The sequence below is a fragment of the Capnocytophaga catalasegens genome, assembly GCF_026005215.1.
In the GTDB taxonomy this organism is placed as follows: Bacteria; Bacteroidota; Bacteroidia; order Flavobacteriales; family Flavobacteriaceae; genus Capnocytophaga; species Capnocytophaga catalasegens.
Genome location: NZ_BPMA01000077.1, coordinates 1 through 3,925, shown reverse-complemented (window position 1 = coordinate 3,925; position 3,925 = coordinate 1). Strand labels below are relative to the sequence as shown.

Sequence of the window (3,925 nt, the reverse complement as noted above, 5' to 3'; positions counted from 1 at the left end):
GACCCTGATACCAGCAAAACGGCTGCCAGTTGGTTTGGGGCTTGTATCTTCTTAATTGTAGCGGCTACTATCTTGCGTTCTTTCTTCTTATAGATTATGGAGACAAAAAACAGCTATTCTATCAACAAAGGCATCGGCAGAAGTGTAGAGTTCAAAGGACTTAAAGCGCAGTACCTCTTCATCTTTGCAGGGGGACTGCTCTCGGTGCTCATCTTGGTGATGATCCTCTACACAGTAGGAGTCAATTCTTTTGTATGCTTGGGGGTAGGCGTTAGTATGGTCATCCTTGTGGTTTGGCAGACTTTTTCACTAAACTAAAAATACGGTGAACACGGCCTGATGAAACAAGCAGCTCGCAAACGCCACCCCAAATACCTACGTCACCAAAGGTCGCCACGCCAATTTATTCGTTACCCTAAACCTAAAACAACCCTCAATGAGAAATAGTTCTAAAATCAACACCTTAGAGAGTAAGTTCCCTATTCTTGCCATAGAACAAGACTGCTTGCTCACCAAAGAAGCCGACATCAGCGTCGGCTTTGAGGTACAGCTCCCAGAGCTCTTTACCATTTCGGGTGAGGACTATGAGATACTCCACTCACTTTGGCATAAGGCTATCAAAGTATTGCCACAGTATACCGTTATCCACAAACAGGACTGGTTTATCAAGGAACAATATGAACCTGAACTACAAGGCGAGAACCTGAGTTTTCTCTCTCATTCGTACGAAAAGCATTTTAACGAACGCCCGTTCTTAAACCACAGATGCTATCTGTTTATCACCCAAACCACTAAAAACCGAATGAGAGCCCAAAGCAACTTTTCCTCCCTTTGCAAAGGAAACTTCTTGCCTAAGGAGCTCACTAACCGAAAACACGCCACTCAATTCTTGGAAGCGGTAGCACAGTTAGAGCATATCTTAAACGACTCTAACCTGATAAAGCTCCGCCAGCTAAAAACAGATGACTATATAGGCACTCCCCACAAAAAGGGACTCTTTGAGCAATATCTCAGTCTTTCCACCGATGAGAAAGAGAGCCTGCAAGATATATGCCTCTCTGCCGAGCAAATGCGCATTGGTAACCAAAGACTCTGTGTACATACCTTATCAGATACAGAAGATTTGCCTTCTAAGGTACAAGCCGATAGTCGTTACGAGCGACTCTCTACCGATAAGAGCGATTGCCGTTTGTCCTTTGCAGCTCCTGTGGGCTTGCTACTGAGTTGTAACCATATCTACAACCAATATTTGTTCTTGGACAATTCCGATGAGAACCTCAGACAGTTTGAGAAGTCAGCACGCAATATGCACTCGCTTTCAAGATACAGCCGTAGCAACCAAATCAATAAAGAGTGGATAGAGCAATACCTCAATGAGGCACACTCTTACGGATTTTCCTCTATCAGAGCGCACTTTAATGTAATGGCGTGGTCGGACAACCCACAAGAGCTCAGGAGTATTAAAAACGATGTGGGCAGTGCTTTGGCATCAATGGAGTGCAAGCCTCGCCATAACACCATTGATACGGCTACCCTCTATTGGGCAGGTATCGCAGGCAATGCAGCCGACTTTCCCAGTGAAGAGACTTTCTATACTTTTATAGAGCCCGCTTTGTGCTTTTTCACTCAGGAGACCAACTATCAAAGTTCTTCCAGTCCTTTCGGCATTAAGATGGCCGACAGGCTCACAGGAAAGCCTATCCATTTGGATATCTCCGATGAGCCTATGAAGAAAGGGATTATCACCAACCGCAATAAGTTTGTCTTAGGACCTTCGGGTAGTGGCAAATCCTTCTTCACGAACCACTTAGTGAGGCAGTATTACGAACAAGGAACACACTTTACAGCTCCAAGCTATATTTGTGGTTTGAGTAAACCTTCTTTTGTTTTAGCTGATATTATGATAGGAGGAAGTAATGATGAAGAGAACATTAATTTCTTCCTTACAAAAATTAATACTATAAAAAAGACTCATAAGAAAAGTAATTTTATTCCCTATTTAATCACAGATTTCTTATCTAATGAAGCACTCAGTAAATTAAAGGAAAATGGAATTGTTATTGGTCTAATAGATAAACTTTTTGGGAGGGAATATAAAGAGTTAATGGAATCTTTAATACGTGTAATCACTAATATAAGCGTGATACTTAAAAAAGAACCCAATAAATTTATTGAAATAATAAAGAAATTTGATAAGCTAATAGATGGGAAAACAAATAATTTGCGAGGAGATTTATTTGAATTTATTGTTGGGTATTATCATAGTAATTTATGCCAAAGTATTGAAATAGATAAAAATTACAGGGATGATGATGATGGGAAAAAGAAAGAAGTTGATGTATATGCGTCCTATCAAGATAAAATAATTTTATGCGAATGCAAAGCTTATAAGACGCCTATAAGTTTAGAAATAATAGAGGAATGGAATGAAAAAATAGCTTTTATATATAAGGTAATTGAGAAAAATCGTAGTTTTACAGGTGATAAAAACAGAGATATAATTTTTGAATTTTGGTCTATTTCAGGTTTCTCAGAAGAAGCTACACAATACTTTCAAGAAAAGAAAAATAACTTAAAAAAATATAAAATTGATTTTTATAAAAGAGATGAAATTCTAAAAAAAGCAAAGGATTCAAATGCTAATAAAATCACTGATATAATGAATGAATACTTTGCAAATGATGATATTTAAAGCCAAAATCCTCCTTTCTCTTCCAAAACAAGCCTACTTTTAAAAGTAGGCTTGTTTCGTTTTACCTTTGCGCAAAATAATGCAAATGGAAGTAGTAGTTATAGAAAAATCTGTTTTTGAGCAGATACAAAAAGATGTACAGCAACTCAACAATTCTCTGCAAGTGGTAATGGATACTTATAAGGGGATTTGGCAAAAAGAAAAGTGGTTGGACTCTCAGGAGGTTTGTCTGCTTTTGGGCATTAGTAAGCGTGCTTTGCAGTATTACAAAGACCAAAAGCTCTTGCCTTTCTCGTGCATCCACCGCAAGAACTATTTTAAGCGTAGTGATGTAGAACAGCTTTTAACCTCTAACCTTCAAACCCGATGAACTTACTCACAGAAACACACCAGGAACTAAGTACTTACCTAAGTCAGCTTGAAAACCTTAAACAGCAAATGGACTTTATCCTTAAAAACTTCCGTCCTGTATTTGACGGCGAGGTATTTCTATCAGGGAAGGAGGTCTGTGAGTTGCTACATATCACCAAAAGAACCCTACAGCAATACCGTGATGATAGGCTATTTCCTTATATCCAAATTGGTGGTAAAATCCTCTTTAAGCAAAGTGATATTTTAAAGGCTTTGGAGGCTAATTACCATAAGTAGCTTCTTTTATTACCAGCATTGGCAATATGTATTCTCAAAAATTAAGATTGGGACATTCTTCAACAATAGTAGTGAATTCTTTCTGATATGTGTCAGAAAAACGATACAATAAGTGCTCTAGGGTCTTTGCGCGTGTTGTTTCTCCTAAATGAAAATCTGACTGGTCTTCATTACGGACTTGAGGATTAGTTTCAAAAGAATAATAAATAATATCATCTTCTTCATTTTTGTAGATTCTAAAGTCTACAATCTTGTTTCCCAATGTAACCTTACCTTCAAAAAGTACTTTTTTATTCATATACAAAATTTAAATTATAAATATTAAAAGTAATGTGTAAGTTACAAAAAGTAGGTTTAGATAGTATTTTTCTAAGAAGCAAATTAATCTTTTTTAAGTCTTTGACTTGGCATTTCACACTAATTATGGATACACCTAAAACTCATTATACTTTTAGAATCACTACTACCTCTTTTATTTAACTTATAAATGACTACTTCATAAGGCTTCTCTCTATTCTAAACCAACAAAAAATCTATCTGTAAGGTCTTTCTTTTGCTTCTTTTCTTTCTCAAAGAAAAGAAGGC

General features: G+C 37.2%; 5 protein-coding genes and 1 pseudogene. 5 read left to right on the top strand and 1 reads right to left on the bottom strand.

The window, feature by feature from the left end:
- From OO775_RS13650 to OO775_RS13630, 5 genes and pseudogenes are all read left to right on the top strand, one after another.
- A partial coding sequence (locus OO775_RS13650) for a DUF4134 family protein (RefSeq protein ID WP_044071599.1) occupies positions 1-93 on the top strand: 93 nt, incomplete at its 5' end.
- A gap of 3 nt (positions 94-96) precedes the next feature.
- Positions 97-447: pseudogene (locus OO775_RS13645) on the top strand (DUF4133 domain-containing protein).
- Positions 437-2,692: a TraG family conjugative transposon ATPase gene (locus OO775_RS14045; protein WP_277999263.1), complete on the top strand. Its 2,256-nt coding sequence runs from the start codon at positions 437-439 to the stop codon at positions 2,690-2,692. The pseudogene OO775_RS13645 and the gene OO775_RS14045 overlap by 11 nt, the downstream one beginning before the upstream one ends.
- A gap of 85 nt (positions 2,693-2,777) precedes the next feature.
- Positions 2,778-3,062 carry a helix-turn-helix domain-containing protein gene (locus OO775_RS13635; RefSeq protein WP_016419923.1) on the top strand — a complete coding sequence of 95 codons (285 nt, stop codon included), beginning with the start codon at positions 2,778-2,780 and terminating at the stop codon, positions 3,060-3,062.
- Positions 3,059-3,340 carry a helix-turn-helix domain-containing protein gene (locus tag OO775_RS13630; protein ID WP_264847780.1) on the top strand — a complete coding sequence of 94 codons (282 nt, stop codon included), beginning with the start codon at positions 3,059-3,061 and terminating at the stop codon, positions 3,338-3,340. The genes OO775_RS13635 and OO775_RS13630 overlap by 4 nt, the downstream gene beginning before the upstream one ends.
- 34 nt (positions 3,341-3,374) lie before the next feature.
- Here the strand turns inward: OO775_RS13630 and OO775_RS13625 are convergent, their stop codons facing one another.
- Entirely contained in the window at positions 3,375-3,638 is a 264-nt protein-coding gene (locus tag OO775_RS13625; protein WP_264847779.1) for a hypothetical protein, read from the bottom strand.
- Positions 3,639-3,925: the final 287 nt, after the last annotated feature.